Source organism: Streptomyces sp. NPDC001156, from assembly GCF_053598275.1.
The window spans coordinates 1-15,578 of record NZ_JBSFJX010000189.1 but is presented as its reverse complement, the minus strand read 5'-3'; the positions used below and the strand labels follow the sequence as shown (position 1 = coordinate 15,578).

Here is a 15,578-nt window from a genome sequence, read left to right as displayed (position 1 = left end):
TGCCCCGCACGATCGCTCTGGTCGTGTGGGGGCGGTGCCGTCCGTCGCCGGATGCGGTGCCCCAGGGCGCGCCTGCCGATCGCGATGCCCGCGGCCTCGTGACGGCTGGTTTTCCTGGTCATGTCGGTGAGGGGCCCCAGCCAGTGCTGGGCGCCCCACCTGCTGGTGTAGGCGGGGTCGACGGCGACGATGGTGATGCCGAGTTCGGCCGCCATGCTGACGAGCCGGGCCCGCAGCCTGGGCATGGGCATGCCGGAGATCAACCGCCGAAACCGCCTCTGGCGGCCGTGTTTCTCCCGCGTCGTGTCCGCGGTGAAGTCGAGGTCTTCGATCGCGATCGACAGGTCGTGGCGTTTCGCCCAGTGCAGGAGCCGGATCAGCGCATGCCGTACCCGGGCATCCCGGTGGTCCGCGGTGCCGGACAGGTCGTAGACGAACCGGCGGGGCCCACCGCACGGGTTGCCGTGGGCGTCCAGCCGCCAGGCGGCCAGATGGTCGGCGTTCGTGTCGACACCGATCACACCGCCCGTGCGGGCCTGGGACAGGGGGACGGTGGTGACCGGCGGGATCGTCCACGAGGCGGTCAGGTACCAGCGGCAGCGGTCTGTGTCGTAGTGGATGCGGTAGGCCACGGCCCGGTTCGTCGAGACGCGGTCGGCCCACTCGTCGCTGCGGTGGTGGAAGACCACGGTTGCGGCCAGGACGTACCGGCCATGCGAGGCGTTCGCCAGGTGCGCCAGCGGGACGGGAAGCTTGAGGGAGACTTCGCCATCCGGGGTGACCCGGATCGTCTCGTTCCCCAACCGCTTGCCCGACTCGCCATCCGCCTGCAGGAACCAGCGCTCCGCTTCCCAACGCCGCCGCCACGCGTGCCCGGCGAGCTGCGCCGCCTCGAGGTGGTGTCGGGTGTTGAGCAGGCGTTTGCCCCCTCGCACCACCCGCACCCGCCCCACCTCGTGATCGGCCCGCTCCCGCTCCAGCCGATCCTCCAGCAGATGCAGCCGCCGGGACTTGTGGAACCACTCCTGCCGGGTGCGGTATCCGCCCGGCGCCCGCTTCGTGCCCTTCTCACCCACCGGCAGCGACAACCGGTGCGCGATCGTCTTGATACCGGCCTCAAGGCTGCGGAGGTGCGCGAGCTGGGCACGCCGGGACAGCGCCCACTGATCGTGCGTGGCCTTGGTGATCGAACCGGCCCACCGCGAGGACGACGCGTCGGTCAGGGCCCGCTTGCGCCTGGCCCACGTATCCGCGGAGTGCTCCAGGCCCTCGGCGCACCGGCGTTTGAGATCCTTCGAGGCCAGCGACCCCAGATGCGCGCCGACCAGACGTAACACCTGCTCGTCGTCCGGCGTGAGGCCCTTGAGGCGGGTGCGGACCGCCACGCCGGACGGGCCGACGGCCACGAAGGGGGCAGCGATCGGACGCAGCGCCTCACCACCCATCGATGCACCCCCCTCCCTCAACGCTTGATCAGCAACAGGAAGAACGGTACCGGCCGGCACTGACAGTGCCCGCCAAGCGGTCGTGCGCGCTGCACCACCACGAACCAGTACATGCTCGTGCACACGTCCTGGGCCTGTGGGTCGGCGACGAGGGCGAAGGCGCTACGACCTCCGCACGCGGCAGGAGTGGTTCCACAAGAGGCGGCGGCTGCGCCTGCTTGAGGACCGGTTGGAGCGTGAGCGGGCCGCTCACGAGAGGGGGCGCGTGCGGGTCGTGCGGGGGGACAAACGCCTCCTCAACACCCGACACCACCTCAAGACGGCGCGGCTCACGGAGTAGGAGTGGCGTCGGTGTTGGGAGGCTGAGCGCTGGTTTCCCCAGGCGGACGGTGAGTCGGGGAAGCGGTTCGGGAACGAGACGATCCGCGTCACTCCCGATGGCGAAGTCTCGATCAAGCTGCCCGCTCCACTCGCCCACCTGGCCAACGCCAAGCACGGCCGTTACGTTCTCGCTTCCCACGTGTCCTTCCAGGGCGCCACGCCATCACTCGGCTGCTGCACTGGACGAAGCGGACCGGCGCCACGGCAATCGGAATCGAGAACCTGGACTTCCAGGCGGAGGAGACCGGCGAGAAGTACGGCCGCAAGAAGAGGTTTCGGCAGCTCATCTCCGGCATCCCAACAGGCAAGCTCAAGGCCCGTATCGTCTCCATGGCCACCGAGCAGGGCCTGGCCGTCGTCGCGGTAGATCCCGCGTACACGTCGATGTGGGGCGACCAGCACTGACGCCAGCCCCTCACCAGCAAGACTCGCATGGTGACCCGTCACGATTCCGCGAGCATCGCGATCGGGCGACGCGCCCTGGGACACCCGATCCGGCGACGGACGGCACCGCCGCCAGCACCAGAGCGATACTGGCGGGCATCGGACCGTCCAGGCTGGACGCGGTGACCAGGGGCGTGAGGAAACCAGCCCCCGTATTCCCGGACCACGGACACGATCCGTGCAGCTGGACGCGGAGCGAAAGCCGGCGACCAGGACATCCAAAACCGTTCGGGATGTCTGCGGTGACCAGGTACGGGTCCACGACTCACTGTTGCTCACCAAATGCCTCCGAGGACGCCCCGGCCTTCAGGCCGGGGAGGAATCGGACCCCTGCGGACCAGGGCAGGAAACGGGGTTTCGCCCCCAGGGCGAAAGACCGCCCACATGATCGGGTAAGGTGTGCGTGCGTTGCGAGAACCAAGCGCGCACCGTGCCGATCGAGAACCAAGACGGCACGCGCACCTCCAAGCTTTGCCGTACAAAACCGGGCTGGTTTCAACCCGGCTGGTGTTGATCGTGTAAGAGCTGCTGGTCGCTGACCCGCAGCCAACGTGAGCCAGGAATCCCCCTGCTTCAGCTGGGGGAGGATTCAATGATGAGGAACGTGGCAGCGGGTCGCCCTCTGTGGCGCGGGAGCCCGCTTTCCGTGCCGTGGCAGGGCCCTGGCAGGCGGCGCGGTCAGCGGAAGGCGGATGCCACGAGATGCTTCTGCTCGCCGGCATGGCGTCGGGCAGAGCCCACGGCGGGGGCCGATGTCGCCGGCCGGCTGATGCATCCGACGGGACGGTTTGCCAGCCGCTGCACGCGTGGCCCCACGAAGGACCAGGCTCCTTGGTTCTCTGGTTCCTCCTGCACCCAGCGCACCTCGGCGTCGGCGGGGAAACGGGCGAGTTCCGCGCTGAGCTCTCGCTCCGGGAATGGGTAGAGACGCTCCACACGGACGATTGCGGTGTCGGCCGGGTTGGAGTTCTGCCGGTGGGCATCCAGGTCGTAGAAGACTTTGCCCGAGCACACCAGCACGCGCCGGGTCCGGGCAACATCGGCCGTCTCATCCGGCAGGACTGCACGGAACGCGCCTGTGGTGAGCTCCGCCAGCGTGGAGGTGGCCGCCTTCAACCGCAGCATCGACTTCGGAGTGAACACCACCAGTGGCCTTCTGGGCTCGCCGAGCGCATGCCGCCTGAGCAGGTGGAAGTAGTTGCCGGGCCGGGAGGGCGTGGCGACGGTCATGTTCCCCTGCGCGCACAGTTGCAGGAACCGCTCGATCCTGGCGGAGGAGTGGTCCGGACCTTGCCCTTCCAAGCCGTGCGGCAGCAGCAGCGTCACCCCGGAGCGCTGCCCCCATTTTTGCTCGGATGATGCGATGTACTCGTCGACGACGGTCTGGGCGCCGTTGGCGAAGTCGCCGAACTGGGCCTCCCACAAGACCAGAGCGTCGGGCCGTGCCAGGGAGTAGCCGTATTCGAAGGCCAGCGCCGCCAGTTCGGACAGCATTGAGTCGTAGGGCGCGAAGGCGGCGGCCGATGCGCCGAGGGAGTTCAGCGGTGTGTGCTCCAGGCCGGTGCGCCGGTCGGTGAGCACAGCGTGCCGTTGCCCGAACGTGCCGCGGCGGGAGTCCTGCCCGGTTAGCCGTACCGGAACTCCTTCCAGCAATAGGGAGCCGACGGCGAGTGTTTCTGCGGTGGCCCAGTCGATCGTTCCCGCATCCAGCATCGTGGCGCGTCTGCGTAGCTGCGGCAGAACACGCGGGTGCACGGTGAAGCCGTGCGGCAGACTGGTCTGGGACGCGATGATGTGCCGGGCAGTCGCCTCCGCGATCGCGGTGCTCACTTGCGGGGCGGCTGTCTCCTCGGTGTCCCCGTCGATGACGGGCTGCGGGGAGTGGCCGGGTGTCGGCAGCGCCTGGGTTTCGACGAAGGCACGCTCAAGGCGTTCCCGGTAGTCCCGCAGGGCGCCTTCCACCTGCCGTTCGCTGATGTCTCCCCGTCGCATCAGGGCCTCGGCGTACAGCTTGCGCACTGAAGGTGTGGCGTCGATGCGGTCGTACATCGCCGGCTGCGTGATGGAGGGATCATCGACCTCGCTGTGGCCGTGGCGGCGGTAGCAGATCAGATCGATGACGACGTCCTTGTGGAAGGCTTGACGGTAGTCGAAGGCCAACCGTGCGACGCGGACGACGGCCTCGGGGTCGTCTCCGTTGACGTGGAAGATCGGGGCTTCGACGGTCCGCGCCACATCGGTGGCGTAGGCGCTCGAACGGCCCTGGGCCGGTGAGGTTGTGAAGCCGAGCTGGTTGTTGATGACGATGTGAACCGTCCCGCCGGTGCGGTAGCCGGGCAGCTGCGACATGTTCAGCGTCTCGCCGACCACGCCTTGACCGGCGAACGCGGCATCCCCGTGCACGACGACGGGCAGGACGGCGAAGGTGTCGCCACCGTCGGCGGCGACCTCCTGCTTGGCGCGGACCACTCCCTGGGCCACCGGCCCCACGATCTCCAGATGCGAGGGGTTCGCCACCACGGAGACGGCGATGGTCCCGCCGTCCGGGGCGCGATAGGTCCCTTCCGCGCCGAGGTGGTACTTCACATCCCCGGATCCCTGGACCGACCGGATGTCCACCGCGTCCTCGAACTCATGGAAGATCTCCGCGTAGGACTTGCCGACGATGTTGGCCAGAACATTGAGCCGGCCGCGGTGTGCCATACCGATGACCGCTTCCCTCACCCCGTTCCTGATGGACCGGTGCAGCAGGGCGCCCAGCAGTACGATCGCCGTCTCGCCGCCTTCAAGCGAATACCGCTTCTGGCCCACGTATTTGGTGTGCAGAAACGTCTCGAAGGCCTCCGCCGCGCCCAGCCGGTAGAGGATCTGCAATTGTTCGGCACGGTCCGGCCGGGGCTGAGGCGATTCCATCCGCTGCTGGACCCAGCGGCGTTCTTCGGAGCTTTGGATGTGCATGTACTGGGTGCCGACGGTCCGGCAGTAGGACTCTCGCACGACCCGCAGAACGTCGCCAAGCGTCATGGCGGCCTGCCCGGCGAAGTCGTCGACGACGAACGTCCTTGCCAGGTCCTCCTCGCCGAGCCCGAATGCCTTGATGTCCAGCTCCGGGTGTGCGCCGCCCTGCTCTTTCGTGAGCGGGTCCGTGTCGGCCATCAGGTGGCCGCGCACGCGATACGCGTGGATGAGCGCCGCGACGCGGACCGCCTTGATCGCCGCTTCCTCCACGCTGTCACTCACCGTGGTCGCATCGTCGCGCGCCCCCTGGTCCGCCGCGGGACCGGGGGAGGCGAAGAGGTCCCTCCACGCCTGGTCGACCGAGCCCGGGTCGCGCAGGTACCGCTCGTACTGTTCGTCCACAACCCATTCGTTGAGGCCGAATTCCAGCCCATTCAGCACCGGCTGTCCGGCGCGGGATTGCGATGCCACGGTGTGGATCGCCTTCTTTCCTCATTCCATACGGCCAAGGGGCGACGCGGCCGGCTCGGCTGATCATCCCCATCCGCCCGAGGGTGCCGCTTCCGCATCCGTTGAGGAAGCGAACCCACCGACCGCGTCACATCATCAACGGTAGGACGGCGGGGGAGATGAGAAGGACAGACGAATGTGCCATACCGGCGGCACATCAGGACATGGCATCAAGCCGGCGGCCTGTGCGTGGAATGCTGCCACGCACAGCTGAGGCCCGCATACCGACTGCCGGCGGTCAGCAAGGGCTGCGACCTCCCACCGCGTCGATCCCAGGAAAGGAACATGGCTGACCGCCATCCGCCGGTGACACCCGGCGACAGACTCGCCCGCCATCCGGGCCGTGGGTCCCCGCGCGGGCAGCGGCGGGTGCACCGCAATGCGGGCCTCCACCAGGACGCACCAGGCGCGTACACCACCACAACCGCTCACATCACGCGAACAGGCAGGACGACAGGCATGACCGCGCACGACCATCTCGACTGCTTCAGACCGGAACTCGTCGTCATTCCGTGCGGCAGCCGCAAACTGGGCTGGCCCGCACAGGCGGCAGACATGTACGTCGGCTCCTACCACCGGGCGTGCCGCAAGGCGGCTGATGCACTGCAACCTGAGCGGCTGCTCATTCTCTCCGCACGCTATGGGCTGCTCGACCTCGACGACGTCATCGAGCCGTACGACACGCCCCATGGCGCAGCCGACGCCATCACGGCCCGGGGCCTTCTGGAGCAGGCTACTGCGCGTGACATCGTGTTCCTCGACCCTGTGGTGGCCCTCGGCGGTGCACGGCACGTCAGCCTCGTCCGCACCGTCTGGCCGCACGCCCGTGCGCCGCTGGCCGGAGCAGGCGGCATGGGTCAGCAAATGGCCCGGCTTGCAGCATTGCGCGAGGGGCGAGACATGCATCTGACATGACGTCATATGCGGCTGCCGCAAGGCACTTCGGCCCCCGGCCGCCGCAGAGCCCCATCAGCATGTGCCAAGGGGCACGGCCGTACGGGTCAGGCGCCTCGGGCCGCGTGCCGACAGCCCCGTCAGCGACAGAGAGCCGTTCAGGCCTCCTCGTGCGCCAGCGTCAGATCGAAGGCGTCGTGGTCGGAGCAGTCTTGAGATGCGCTTCTGCACCGCCCTGAAGGGCGGTGCACTGCGCAAGATTAGAGGTAGAACTCGGCAGCGGTGACGGTGGCGGCGACGCCGAGTTCGGCGGCGACTTCGGTGATCGCGGTGGCGCCGACCGCGAGGTCGGCTTGGCCGTCGGTGGTGAAATACGGTGCGATGAACCTCTCGTAGTGGGCTCGGACTTCGTCTGCGGTATGTCCGCCGAGGAACGTCTGCATGTGCCGCACCGTGGTGTCGGGGTCGTTGCGGATCACCTGCAGGGCGCGCCGGTGTGCTCGCAGGACGGCCTGCACTGCGGGGTCGTCCGGGTGGATGTAGGTGGGGTCTACTGCCAGGCCCACGGTGGGGATCTGGAGGTGGTCGCCGACCCAGGCGAGCACTTGCCAGCCGTGCTCGGCGGCCACTGCCTCCGGCGCCATGGTGCTGCCGACCAGGGCGGCGTCGATCTCGCCGTTGCGCAGTCGGCGTAGGTCCATGCCGTAGTCGCCGGGCGGGCGGACGACGGTGTCGATGTCGCGGTCCGGGTCGAGGCCTGCCTTGCGCAGCACGATCCGGGTGAAGCACCCGGGTGCGGTGTGGGGGGCGTGGACCGCCACCCGGCGGCCGACCAGGTCTGCGAGGGAGTTCAGGCCGGGGCGGGCGAGGAACCAGAACAGCGGGCGGTGGGTGTTGACATTGAGTGCGACCCAGGGGGTGCCATCGGTCAGCCGGGACAGCAGTGCCCGGCCGAGCCCGATGGTGGCGCCGCGGCGCAGCCGCTCCTCGCCCCAGGTGCAGCCGTCGCGCAGCGCGACGTGGACGCCCTCGTCGGCGTAGTAGTCCTGCTGGTCGGCGATATAGGCGGCCAGCTCCTCGTGCAGTCCCCGTCCGACGTAGGCGAGATCGATGGTGTGCAATGAACTTTTCCTTGATCGTGTCACTGTCGTGCGTCCGCACGTGTCGCGGGCGCCGCGGTCCATGGTGTTGAGGGGCCGGCGTGCCGGGTGTGTGCCGACCGGGACGGTATGGCCCCGTGCGCGGGGACAGTGACGCGTCAGCCCATGGACATTCCACCGTTGACCACTGCCGTGGTGCCGGTCATGAAGGCGTTGTCCTCGCTGGCGTAGAAGGCGACCGCTTGGGCGACGTCGGCCGGGTACGCCAGGCGGCCCAGGGGGGTGGCGGCCACCTGCCGCTGCTTTTGCGCATCGTCGAACACGTCACCCGCCATGCGGGACTCCACCGGGCCGGGCGCGACGGTGTTAACCGTGATGCCCTGCGGGCCCAGTTCCTGGGCGAGGTAGCGGGCGAACTGCTCCAGTGCGGCCTTGGCCGTGCCCAGCGCGATCATGCCCTCCCGGGGCCGGCGGCTGAGACCGGTACCGAGATAGATGAGGCGTCCCCAGCCCTGTTTCTGCATGGCGGGCAGGACGGCTTTGGTGACCGCGAACGCCGCATGCATCTCGGCGTCGAGCTTGCCGCCCAGCTCTTCCCACGTCATGTCCTGAAACGACTTGACCACATACGGGATGAGCGCGTTGTGCACGAGCACGTCGATGCCGTCCCACGCCGCTTTGACCTGCTCGACCATGCTCTCGATCGCCGCTACCTCGCGCACGTCGGCCTGCACGGCCATGGCCTGGCCGCCTGCGGCCTCGATGTCAGCCACCACCTTCTCGGCCGACGTGCTGCTGCTCAGGTAGTTGACCACCACGCGCATCCCTCGCGCGGCCAGAATGTGTGCGGTGGCCGCACCGATTCCGCTGCTGGCCCCTGTCACCAATGCCACCCTGCCAGTTGACCGGGTCATGGGCCCACCTCCTCCTCCTCATCATCGCGGGCCGTCGGAATGACCGCCCCGAGTTGGTCGTCGTCGATGCCGGGTGCTGAGCGGATCGCTCCGTAGAGCACGATGTCGACGGTCGCCCGCAGCAGATCCGCCGCGGTCCAGTTCAGTTCGTGCGGCAACTGCGAGGTGAGCAGCCGCTCCAGCGCGCCGCGGGTGATCTCGCTGAGCAGCTCGGGCGGCGCCGGTAGCAGTCCCTGCCGGTGTCCGTCCCGGAACAGTTCGTCGAGCCGCCGGTAGACCACCGCGTCCGTGCGCTGCTCCACGTACTGGCGCAGCATCGCATCGCCGCCCCCTCCGGTTGCGAGTTGAGCCGCGCCGAGCCGTCCGAGTTCGCTGCCCGCTGCGATCAGGAACTGCTGGACCCGCACATCGAACGGCTGCCCTTCGGCGTCCTGGGCCGCCGTCACCAGCGTGCGTTCCACCGCTGCGAACTGCCGGTCCAGTACGGCGGTCAGCAGGCTGCGCTTGTCCGGGAAATGACGGTAGATCGTCTTCTTGCTCATCCCGAGCTCGCGAGCGAGATCGTCCATGTTCACCCGCGCGAAGCCCGGTGCGAAGAACAGTCGGCCGGCCGCTTCCACGATCGCATCAGCGCGCTGTGCCTCGCGCTTGGAAACTGCAGTAACTCTTTTAGTTTCCATAGTTTTCAGAGTGGCCGTCCGGCTCCGTGCTGTCAAGGTAGGGGCGCGACTTGTCGGCCCGCGACCGGCGGGGTGGGAGCCGCGGGTGGCCTACACGGCGGTGGCGAGCCCGATGAGCAGCAGGGCGATGTCGTCGGTCCGGGGTGCGGTCTGCCGTGCATGGTCGATCAGGGCTGTGGCGAGCTGGTCCATGGGCTGGGGCCTGGCCTGGGCGAGCTGGGCGGCGAGCCCGGCCATGGCGTCGTCCAGGTCGACCCCGCGAGTCTCGACGAGTCCGTCGGTGTACAGGGCGAGGACAGTGCCGGGCGTCAGCGCGATCTCGGTGGAGGGATAGTCCGCGTCGGGGTCGATGCCGAGCAGCAGCCCGGGCGGCAGGGCAAGGACCTCGGCATGCCCGTCCGGGTGACGCACGACCGGCGGGGGATGCCCGGCAGTGGCCAGGACGGCCCGGTGGTGTGCGAGGTCGAGATGGGCGTACAGGCAGCTGGCGAAGCGGTCCGGATCCATGTCGACCAGCAGCCGGTTGGCCTGGGTGAGGGCCTGCGCCGGCGTGGCTCCGGCGAGGGCCTGGGAGCGGAGGGCAGGGCGGATGCGGCCCATGAGCGCGGCGGCGGTGACGTTGTGGCCCTGGACGTCGCCGATGACTGCGGCCGCGGTGGTGTCGTCCACCCGGACCAGGCTGTAGAAGTCACCCCCGATGTCCATGCCGCGGACGCTGGGCAGATAACGGGCAGCCACATCCAGTCCGGGAAGGTCGGGCAGCGAGCTGGGGAGCAGAGCCGCCTGCAGGGTCTGCGCGAGCTCCTTGCTGGTGTCGTACAGGCGGGCCCGTTCCAGCGCCTGCGCGATCAGTCCCGCGAGTGCCGTGAAGACGACCCGCTGTTGGTCGGGGAAAGGGTGAGGGCGGTCGAAGGCGAACACGCACGAGCCCACCGGATGCCCGGAGGCGATCAGAGGCAGAAAGGCCCAGGCATGCAGATCGTCCTGGCGGGGGGCGGGCGGATAGGCGCAGGACAGCTCCTCGAAGGTGGCGAAGAAACTCGGCACGCCGGTGGCCAGGACCCGGACCGCGGGCGCGGGGAAGGTCAATGGCGCTCCGTCGAAGTGCTCCAGGAGCCCAGGGATGTATCCGCGGCAGCCGATGACCCGCATTCTGCCTTCCTGGGCCGCGAGCAGGGCCACGGTCCGGGCCCCGAAGGCGGGCAGCATCTCTTCGGTGACCAGATCGACCACGTCACCCACGCCGAGGGCTTCGGAGAGGGCGGCGGCCAGGTGCAGCACCAGGTAGACCTCGCCCAGGGCGATCGGCTCGCCCCGGGACGGGCCCGCCCCGGGGGGCGCCGCCGGGAAGGCCCCGCCCGGACCGGTCGGCGAGATACGGACGCTGACCCCGGACGCGTCGGGGTACAGCTCGAATGCGAGCCACCGGTCCGGCGGGTGCAGGGCGATGTAGCGGGCGGGCTTCCGGCTGACCACGGCGGCGCGGAAGCGGTCCTCGAAGGCCGGGTCGGTGCACCAAGGCAAGGACTGCCGAGGGCGCGTGCCGATCAGATCGGCGACGCTGCTGTCGAGCAGGGCGGCGGCAGTGGCACTGACGTAGGTGAACCTGCCCTCGAGGTCGAAACAGCAGCTGCCTTCTGGCAGCCGTTCGGCGAAGTCCGCCGCGGCCAGCGCCTCGGCCGGCCCCCGCTCGCGGGCGGGCGGCTGCGGCAGGCTGCGTGGTGCCGGTCCGGGAGTGACGGCGTGGCCAGTGCCGGCGGCGTCGCGCAGGAATCGCCCCAGGCGCCGCCCGGCGGCACGGACCCGCTCGGGGCTCGGGCCGGCGGGCCCGGCGGTGTCGGATCCGGGCCAGAACAGCAGCAGCGCGCCCCACACCGTGGTGCCGGTGACGAGGGGCGCCGCGGCCACCGCATGGCGGTACGGCAGGGCGATCGCGGTGCGCGGGTAACGACGGGCGAGCTCCTCGGGGTCGCCGAGCCAGACCAACCGCCGTTCGCGCACCGCCTCGGCCACCGGAACGGGACTGGACAGCGCCACCCCGAACCAGGGTGTGAGGTACTCCGCCGGTATGCCTGCGGTCACCTCCAGCCGCAGCGCCTGCCCGTCGGACGCCAGCAGGAAGACCGCCCCCGCGTGCATGCCCGTGTCGCGTACGGCGAGCTTCAGCAGTCGGTCCAGCTCGGCCCGGCGTACCGACTCGGTGGAGGGCTGAGGGGGGCAGGACCCATGAGACTGTGCGGCGCCGTCTTCCCGTATGGCGCACATATCAGCACCCTACGTCCGCCTCGGCCGACCCCGCGCGGGAGAGCCTCGCGGCCTTCTACGATCTACACCACCGCCCGGGCCCGCAGCCTGCTGTCGGGCGTCGCGGCCGCCTTGAACGCCGGTCTACTTTCGGGCGACGGCCCGCGCCTCGCCTTCCGTCACGACCTCATACGGCAGGCCGTCCACGAGAACCTGCCTCTGGCCGTACGGACCGCTCTGCACCGGGAGGCGGCCGACACTCTGCGTGGCATAGGGGCACGATCGGCTGAGGTGGCCTGGCACGTCGTCATGTCCGGCGGCCCGCTCGGCGACAACGCCGCGACCACCCTGACCACCGCCGTACGGGAACTGTCGTCGTCGGCCCCCGACGTGGCCGCGGACCTGGCCCAGCGGGTCGCCGGACTGCTGCCTCCACACGACCCGCGCCGTATCACCCTGCTGACCGACGCCGCCGAGTACCTCGGCCGGACCCTGCCCTTGCCGAATACCTCATCCATACAGGTGGGAGCGGGTTTCGGTGTCAGCCGTGGTTACCTGAGTCTGCCTCTCGCGCGGTTGGCGGTGGTCGCGGCATGATGATCGGTCGTGCTGCTGAGACTGGCGTACCTGGGCGTGACGAACGCGTTCGCGATGCTGCGGCTGCTGCCGATGGGCCACCGTGAGAAAGATGCAGAAATTCTGGCCCTGCGCCATCAGATCGTGGTGTTGGAGCGGCGGCTGAACGGGCAGCAGGTCCGGTTCCACGCGAGCGACCGGGCGTTCTTTGCGTCCCTGCTCCACGGCCTGCGGCGAGAGGTGCTGCGCGGGATGCGACTGCCGGTGCGGCCGGACACGGTGCTGCGATGGCACCGTAACCTCATTGCCCGCCGGCGCGCCGCCCGGTGCCGACCTCAGCGCGGAGGCCGGCCGCGCACCGTGCACTCGATCCGAGCGCTGGTACTGCGCCTGGCCAGGGAAAATCCAAGTTGGGGCTATCGGCGCCTGCATGGTGAGCTGCTCGTGCTCGGGGTGAAGGTGGCGGCATCCACGGTCTGGGACATCTTGAGGGAGGCCGGGATTGCATCTCCCCTCCTACTGTGGAGACCGTGACCGGAGGGATAGTTGGGGGCCATGGCATCCAGGAAGCGCATCTACGACGCCGAGTTCCGTGAGGGGGCGGTACGGATCGTGACGGAGACCGGGAAGCCGATTCCGGAGGTGGCCGAGGATCTGAGCATCCATCCCGGGACGCTGCACAGCTGGGTGTCGCGGGCGCGGCGCAACGGTCGCCGTCGTCGGATCGGCCGGCGGCCGATCCATCTCCCGGCGGTCGTCTGCGGGAGAGTGAGCGGGCGGAGCTGGAGCGGCTGCGGGCCGAGGCACGGGAGAAGGACAAGCGCATCCGCGAGTTGGAGATGGAGCGTGATGTGTGCAAGCGATTCGTGGCCTTGTGGGTGAAGTAGCTGAGGCGGACCCGGCCGTGGCGGTCGGGGTGATCAGCAGCTGCAAGGCCGAGGAAGGCATACCGCATCGGGTCGCCTGCGGGGCTCTGGGGGTTTCGGAGTCGTGGTACTGCAAGTGGCGTGACCGGCCGCCGACCGAGCGGGAGGTGCGCCGGCAGCAGTTGGCGGAGGAGGTCGAGGAGATCTTCCGTGGCTCCGGGGGCACCTACGGCTCGCCGAAGGTGTTTATCGAGCTGGTGCGCCGGGGCTGGCGGGTGTCGGTGAACACCGTCGCGAAGCTGATGGCCGAGCTCGGGCTGGCAGGCCGGAAGGCCAATCACCGCCGGTCGCTGACCAGGCCGGGCAGGCGGTCGGCCGCCCCGGACTTCGTCCGCCGGGACTTAACCGCCGAGGAACCGGACCTTGTCTGGGCAGGCGACATGACCGAGATCGACACCGGCGAGGGCAAGCTTTACCTGGCAACGGTGATCGATCTGTTCTCCCGTCGGCTGCTCGGCTACGCGATGGGCGCCCGGCACGACGCCGAGCTGGTGGTGGCCTCACTCAACATGGCCGCGGCCACCCGGGGCGGCGACGTGCGCGGCGTGATCATGCACACCGACAGGGGCAGCGAGTACTGCTCCCGGAAGTTCAAGCGGGCCTGCCGCAAGCTGGGCATCGTGCAGTCCATGGGCCGAGTCGGCTCGTGTTTCGACAAGCCGTTGTCATCACACTGCGCTCCTTTGCGATGTTGCGTTGTGAGGGGCTTCCCGGGCCGTGACGCGGTCGGAGAGTTTGATGCCCATGGCGACGTGGGGGGCGTCGGGGCCGGGTGGTGGGTAGAGGTAGCAGTTCTTGTCGTTGTAGGGAACGCCGTCGATCAGGCCGGCCCGGCGCCAGATCTTCACCGTGTGGGCGGTCGTGCCGACTGCGACGGCGTACTCCTCGTGGGTGAGCAGGCCGCGGTCGCGTAGTCGCTGGTAGCGGTGGGTGAGCTGGTAGTTGTCGCGGATGTCGCGGACCAGGAGCTCGGTGAATGGGTGTCCCTTGCCGCTGGTCAGGCCCCGTTCGTTGAGGATCTTCGCGATCTCGCGGTGGGTGTGGTGGTCGAGGAGCTCGTCGACCAGGGCGACGGTGTCGGGGTGGGTCTGCCAGGACTTTCCGCCGGACAGCGGGATCGGGACGGTCAGGGTGTGGTGCTGGCCGCCGGACAGCCGGACCTGCGCGGTGATCTGGTCGGTGCGGGTGAGGGTGACATCCGTGATCAGCAGGCGGGCGATACGTTTCCGTTCCCGCATGGGGGTGGCCGGATCGGCCCAGAGGGCGTGGACGTCGGCGGCGAGTGTGGTCAGCCGGTCGCGGACGGCCTGTTCGAGCGGGGTGGCCTCGGTCTTCGCCCGCTCGTATGTCTCCTTCGCCGCGGCGACCTCGCGCAGAGCGTGGTTCCAGTCGGCCTCCAGGGTGTCGGCGACGAGCCGGTTGTCGGGATCGACGGCGAGGTAGCGGCGCCGGGCCAGGTCCGCGCGGTGCTGGGCGCGCTGGACATGGGTGGCCCGCAGCCGGTCGGCCTCGGCGGCCTGCGCGATGAGCTGGTCGCTGACTTTCAGCGCGGCGTCGACGGCGAGCGGGGTGAGGGTGTTCAGGAGGAGTTGAGTGACGGCGGTGTCGATGGCCTTGCCGGGCAGGCGTTCGCAGACGCGTGTCCCGTCCTGGATGGCCCGGGTCATGCACCGGTAGTCGGGGAAGATCTCGTCGCGGTACTGGCGATAGCCGACCGTCATCCGCCGTCCGCACTTTCCGCAGATCGCCAGGCCCTGCAGCAGAGCGGGTCCTTCGCGGGCCGGCCCAGTCTTGCGGTCCTCGCCCTGGCTGGCCGCATTGCCGGCCAGCAGGCGGCCGTTGGTCTCCCACCGGGCGAAGGAGAGGTATCCCTCGTGGTGGTCCTCGATCAGCGTCATCCACTGATCACGGGGGACGATCGCCCAGGCGAATGTGCCCTGCGCGGTCCTCGTCGCACGCCTGCGTCCATAGACGAACGCCCCGGCATAGCAGGGGTTGTGCAGCAGCGAGAGCACCCGCCAGTGCTTGAGCGGGCCCCAGACCAGCTCGCCCTTGTGAGGGCCGGTGCGGATGCGGGCGGGAAAGGAGAGCTTGTCGCGGGCGAAGGCGATGACGACCTGGCGGGCCGAGCCGGTCGCCGCGAACAGGGTGAAGACCCGCTCGACGGCTGCGCGGACCGCGGCGTCGGGGTCCTTGACGATGCGGTCAGTATGGTCGTGGACATAGCCGATGGGCAGGGCCTGCTTCAGTTCCCCACGCCGGGCCTTGGACAGCTGCCCGCCCCGCAGCCGGGCCTTGAGCAGGTGGAGTTCGGCCTCTTATGCGGACCTTGCCGATATGCCGCCGCACGGTGGTGCCGCCCTGGTCGTGGGCCTGGGCATCGTTTTATCGATCGGCATAATCATGGGGCTTTAAGGGGATGTTCGCAGGTTCCGGATCGTCCTGCTGGTTCCTTTCGTTGCACGGCCCCTGACAGGGGTCCCTGAACGAGAGGAGACGATCATGA

At 69.2% G+C, this 15,578-nt stretch carries 9 protein-coding genes and 4 pseudogenes; 6 read left to right on the top strand and 7 right to left on the bottom strand.

Annotated features, from left to right (window positions below):
* The coding region (locus ACWDA7_RS41820) for an IS200/IS605 family accessory protein TnpB-related protein (RefSeq protein WP_450611953.1) at nucleotides 1-1,445 on the bottom strand (1,445 nt) is incomplete at its 3' end.
* A 133-nt stretch (nucleotides 1,446-1,578) separates the two neighbouring features.
* Here ACWDA7_RS41820 and ACWDA7_RS41815 point away from each other — a divergent pair.
* Nucleotides 1,579-2,553, top strand: a pseudogene (locus ACWDA7_RS41815) (IS200/IS605 family accessory protein TnpB-related protein); the annotation flags it as partial.
* Nucleotides 2,554-2,948: 395 nt separating this feature from the next.
* On the opposite strand, the pseudogene ACWDA7_RS41810 reads toward ACWDA7_RS41815, so the two are convergent.
* Nucleotides 2,949-5,699 (bottom strand): annotated as a pseudogene (locus tag ACWDA7_RS41810) (multifunctional oxoglutarate decarboxylase/oxoglutarate dehydrogenase thiamine pyrophosphate-binding subunit/dihydrolipoyllysine-residue succinyltransferase subunit); the annotation flags it as partial.
* 498 nt (nucleotides 5,700-6,197) lie between these two features.
* On the opposite strand from ACWDA7_RS41810, the gene ACWDA7_RS41805 reads away from it, so the two are divergent.
* Entirely contained in the window at nucleotides 6,198-6,653 is a 456-nt protein-coding gene (locus tag ACWDA7_RS41805; RefSeq protein WP_450611951.1) for a DUF6884 domain-containing protein, read from the top strand.
* A gap of 239 nt (nucleotides 6,654-6,892) precedes the next feature.
* On the opposite strand, the gene ACWDA7_RS41800 is transcribed toward ACWDA7_RS41805, so the two are convergent.
* The 4 genes from ACWDA7_RS41800 to ACWDA7_RS41785 all read right to left on the bottom strand — a co-directional run bounded on the left by ACWDA7_RS41800 (nucleotide 6,893) and on the right by ACWDA7_RS41785 (nucleotide 11,591).
* Nucleotides 6,893-7,753 (bottom strand): ABC transporter substrate-binding protein, encoded by an 861-nt coding sequence (locus ACWDA7_RS41800; RefSeq protein ID WP_450611949.1) that lies wholly within the window; start codon nucleotides 7,751-7,753, stop codon nucleotides 6,893-6,895.
* 137 nt (nucleotides 7,754-7,890) lie between these two features.
* Nucleotides 7,891-8,646, bottom strand: coding sequence for an SDR family NAD(P)-dependent oxidoreductase (locus ACWDA7_RS41795; RefSeq protein WP_450611947.1), 756 nt, complete (start codon nucleotides 8,644-8,646; stop codon nucleotides 7,891-7,893).
* Complete coding sequence (locus ACWDA7_RS41790; RefSeq protein ID WP_450611945.1) at nucleotides 8,643-9,266, bottom strand: TetR/AcrR family transcriptional regulator; 624 nt, start codon at nucleotides 9,264-9,266, stop codon at nucleotides 8,643-8,645. The genes ACWDA7_RS41795 and ACWDA7_RS41790 overlap by 4 nt, the downstream gene beginning before the upstream one ends.
* A 150-nt stretch (nucleotides 9,267-9,416) precedes the next feature.
* Nucleotides 9,417-11,591, bottom strand: coding sequence for a SpoIIE family protein phosphatase (locus tag ACWDA7_RS41785; RefSeq protein ID WP_450611943.1), 2,175 nt, complete (start codon nucleotides 11,589-11,591; stop codon nucleotides 9,417-9,419).
* Nucleotides 11,592-11,702: 111 nt separating this feature from the next.
* On the opposite strand from ACWDA7_RS41785, the gene ACWDA7_RS41780 reads away from it, so the two are divergent.
* The 4 genes and pseudogenes from ACWDA7_RS41780 to ACWDA7_RS41765 all read left to right on the top strand — a co-directional run.
* Entirely contained in the window at nucleotides 11,703-12,167 is a 465-nt protein-coding gene (locus ACWDA7_RS41780; RefSeq protein WP_450611941.1) for a hypothetical protein, read from the top strand.
* Nucleotides 12,168-12,176: 9 nt separating this feature from the next.
* Nucleotides 12,177-12,650, top strand: a pseudogene (locus ACWDA7_RS41775) (helix-turn-helix domain-containing protein); the annotation flags it as partial.
* A gap of 51 nt (nucleotides 12,651-12,701) precedes the next feature.
* The gene (locus tag ACWDA7_RS41770) at nucleotides 12,702-13,028 is read left to right on the top strand and encodes a transposase (RefSeq protein ID WP_450611939.1); all 327 of its coding nucleotides are present in this window, start codon (nucleotides 12,702-12,704) and stop codon (nucleotides 13,026-13,028) included.
* Nucleotides 13,000-13,671 (top strand): annotated as a pseudogene (locus ACWDA7_RS41765) (IS3 family transposase); the annotation flags it as partial. The gene ACWDA7_RS41770 and the pseudogene ACWDA7_RS41765, both read left to right, overlap by 29 nt.
* Before the next feature lie 69 nt (nucleotides 13,672-13,740).
* Here ACWDA7_RS41765 and ACWDA7_RS41760 read toward each other — a convergent pair.
* On the bottom strand, nucleotides 13,741-15,273 hold the full coding sequence (locus tag ACWDA7_RS41760) for a recombinase family protein (RefSeq protein ID WP_450611955.1): 1,533 nt from the start codon (nucleotides 15,271-15,273) through the stop codon (nucleotides 13,741-13,743).
* Nucleotides 15,274-15,578: the final 305 nt, after the last annotated feature.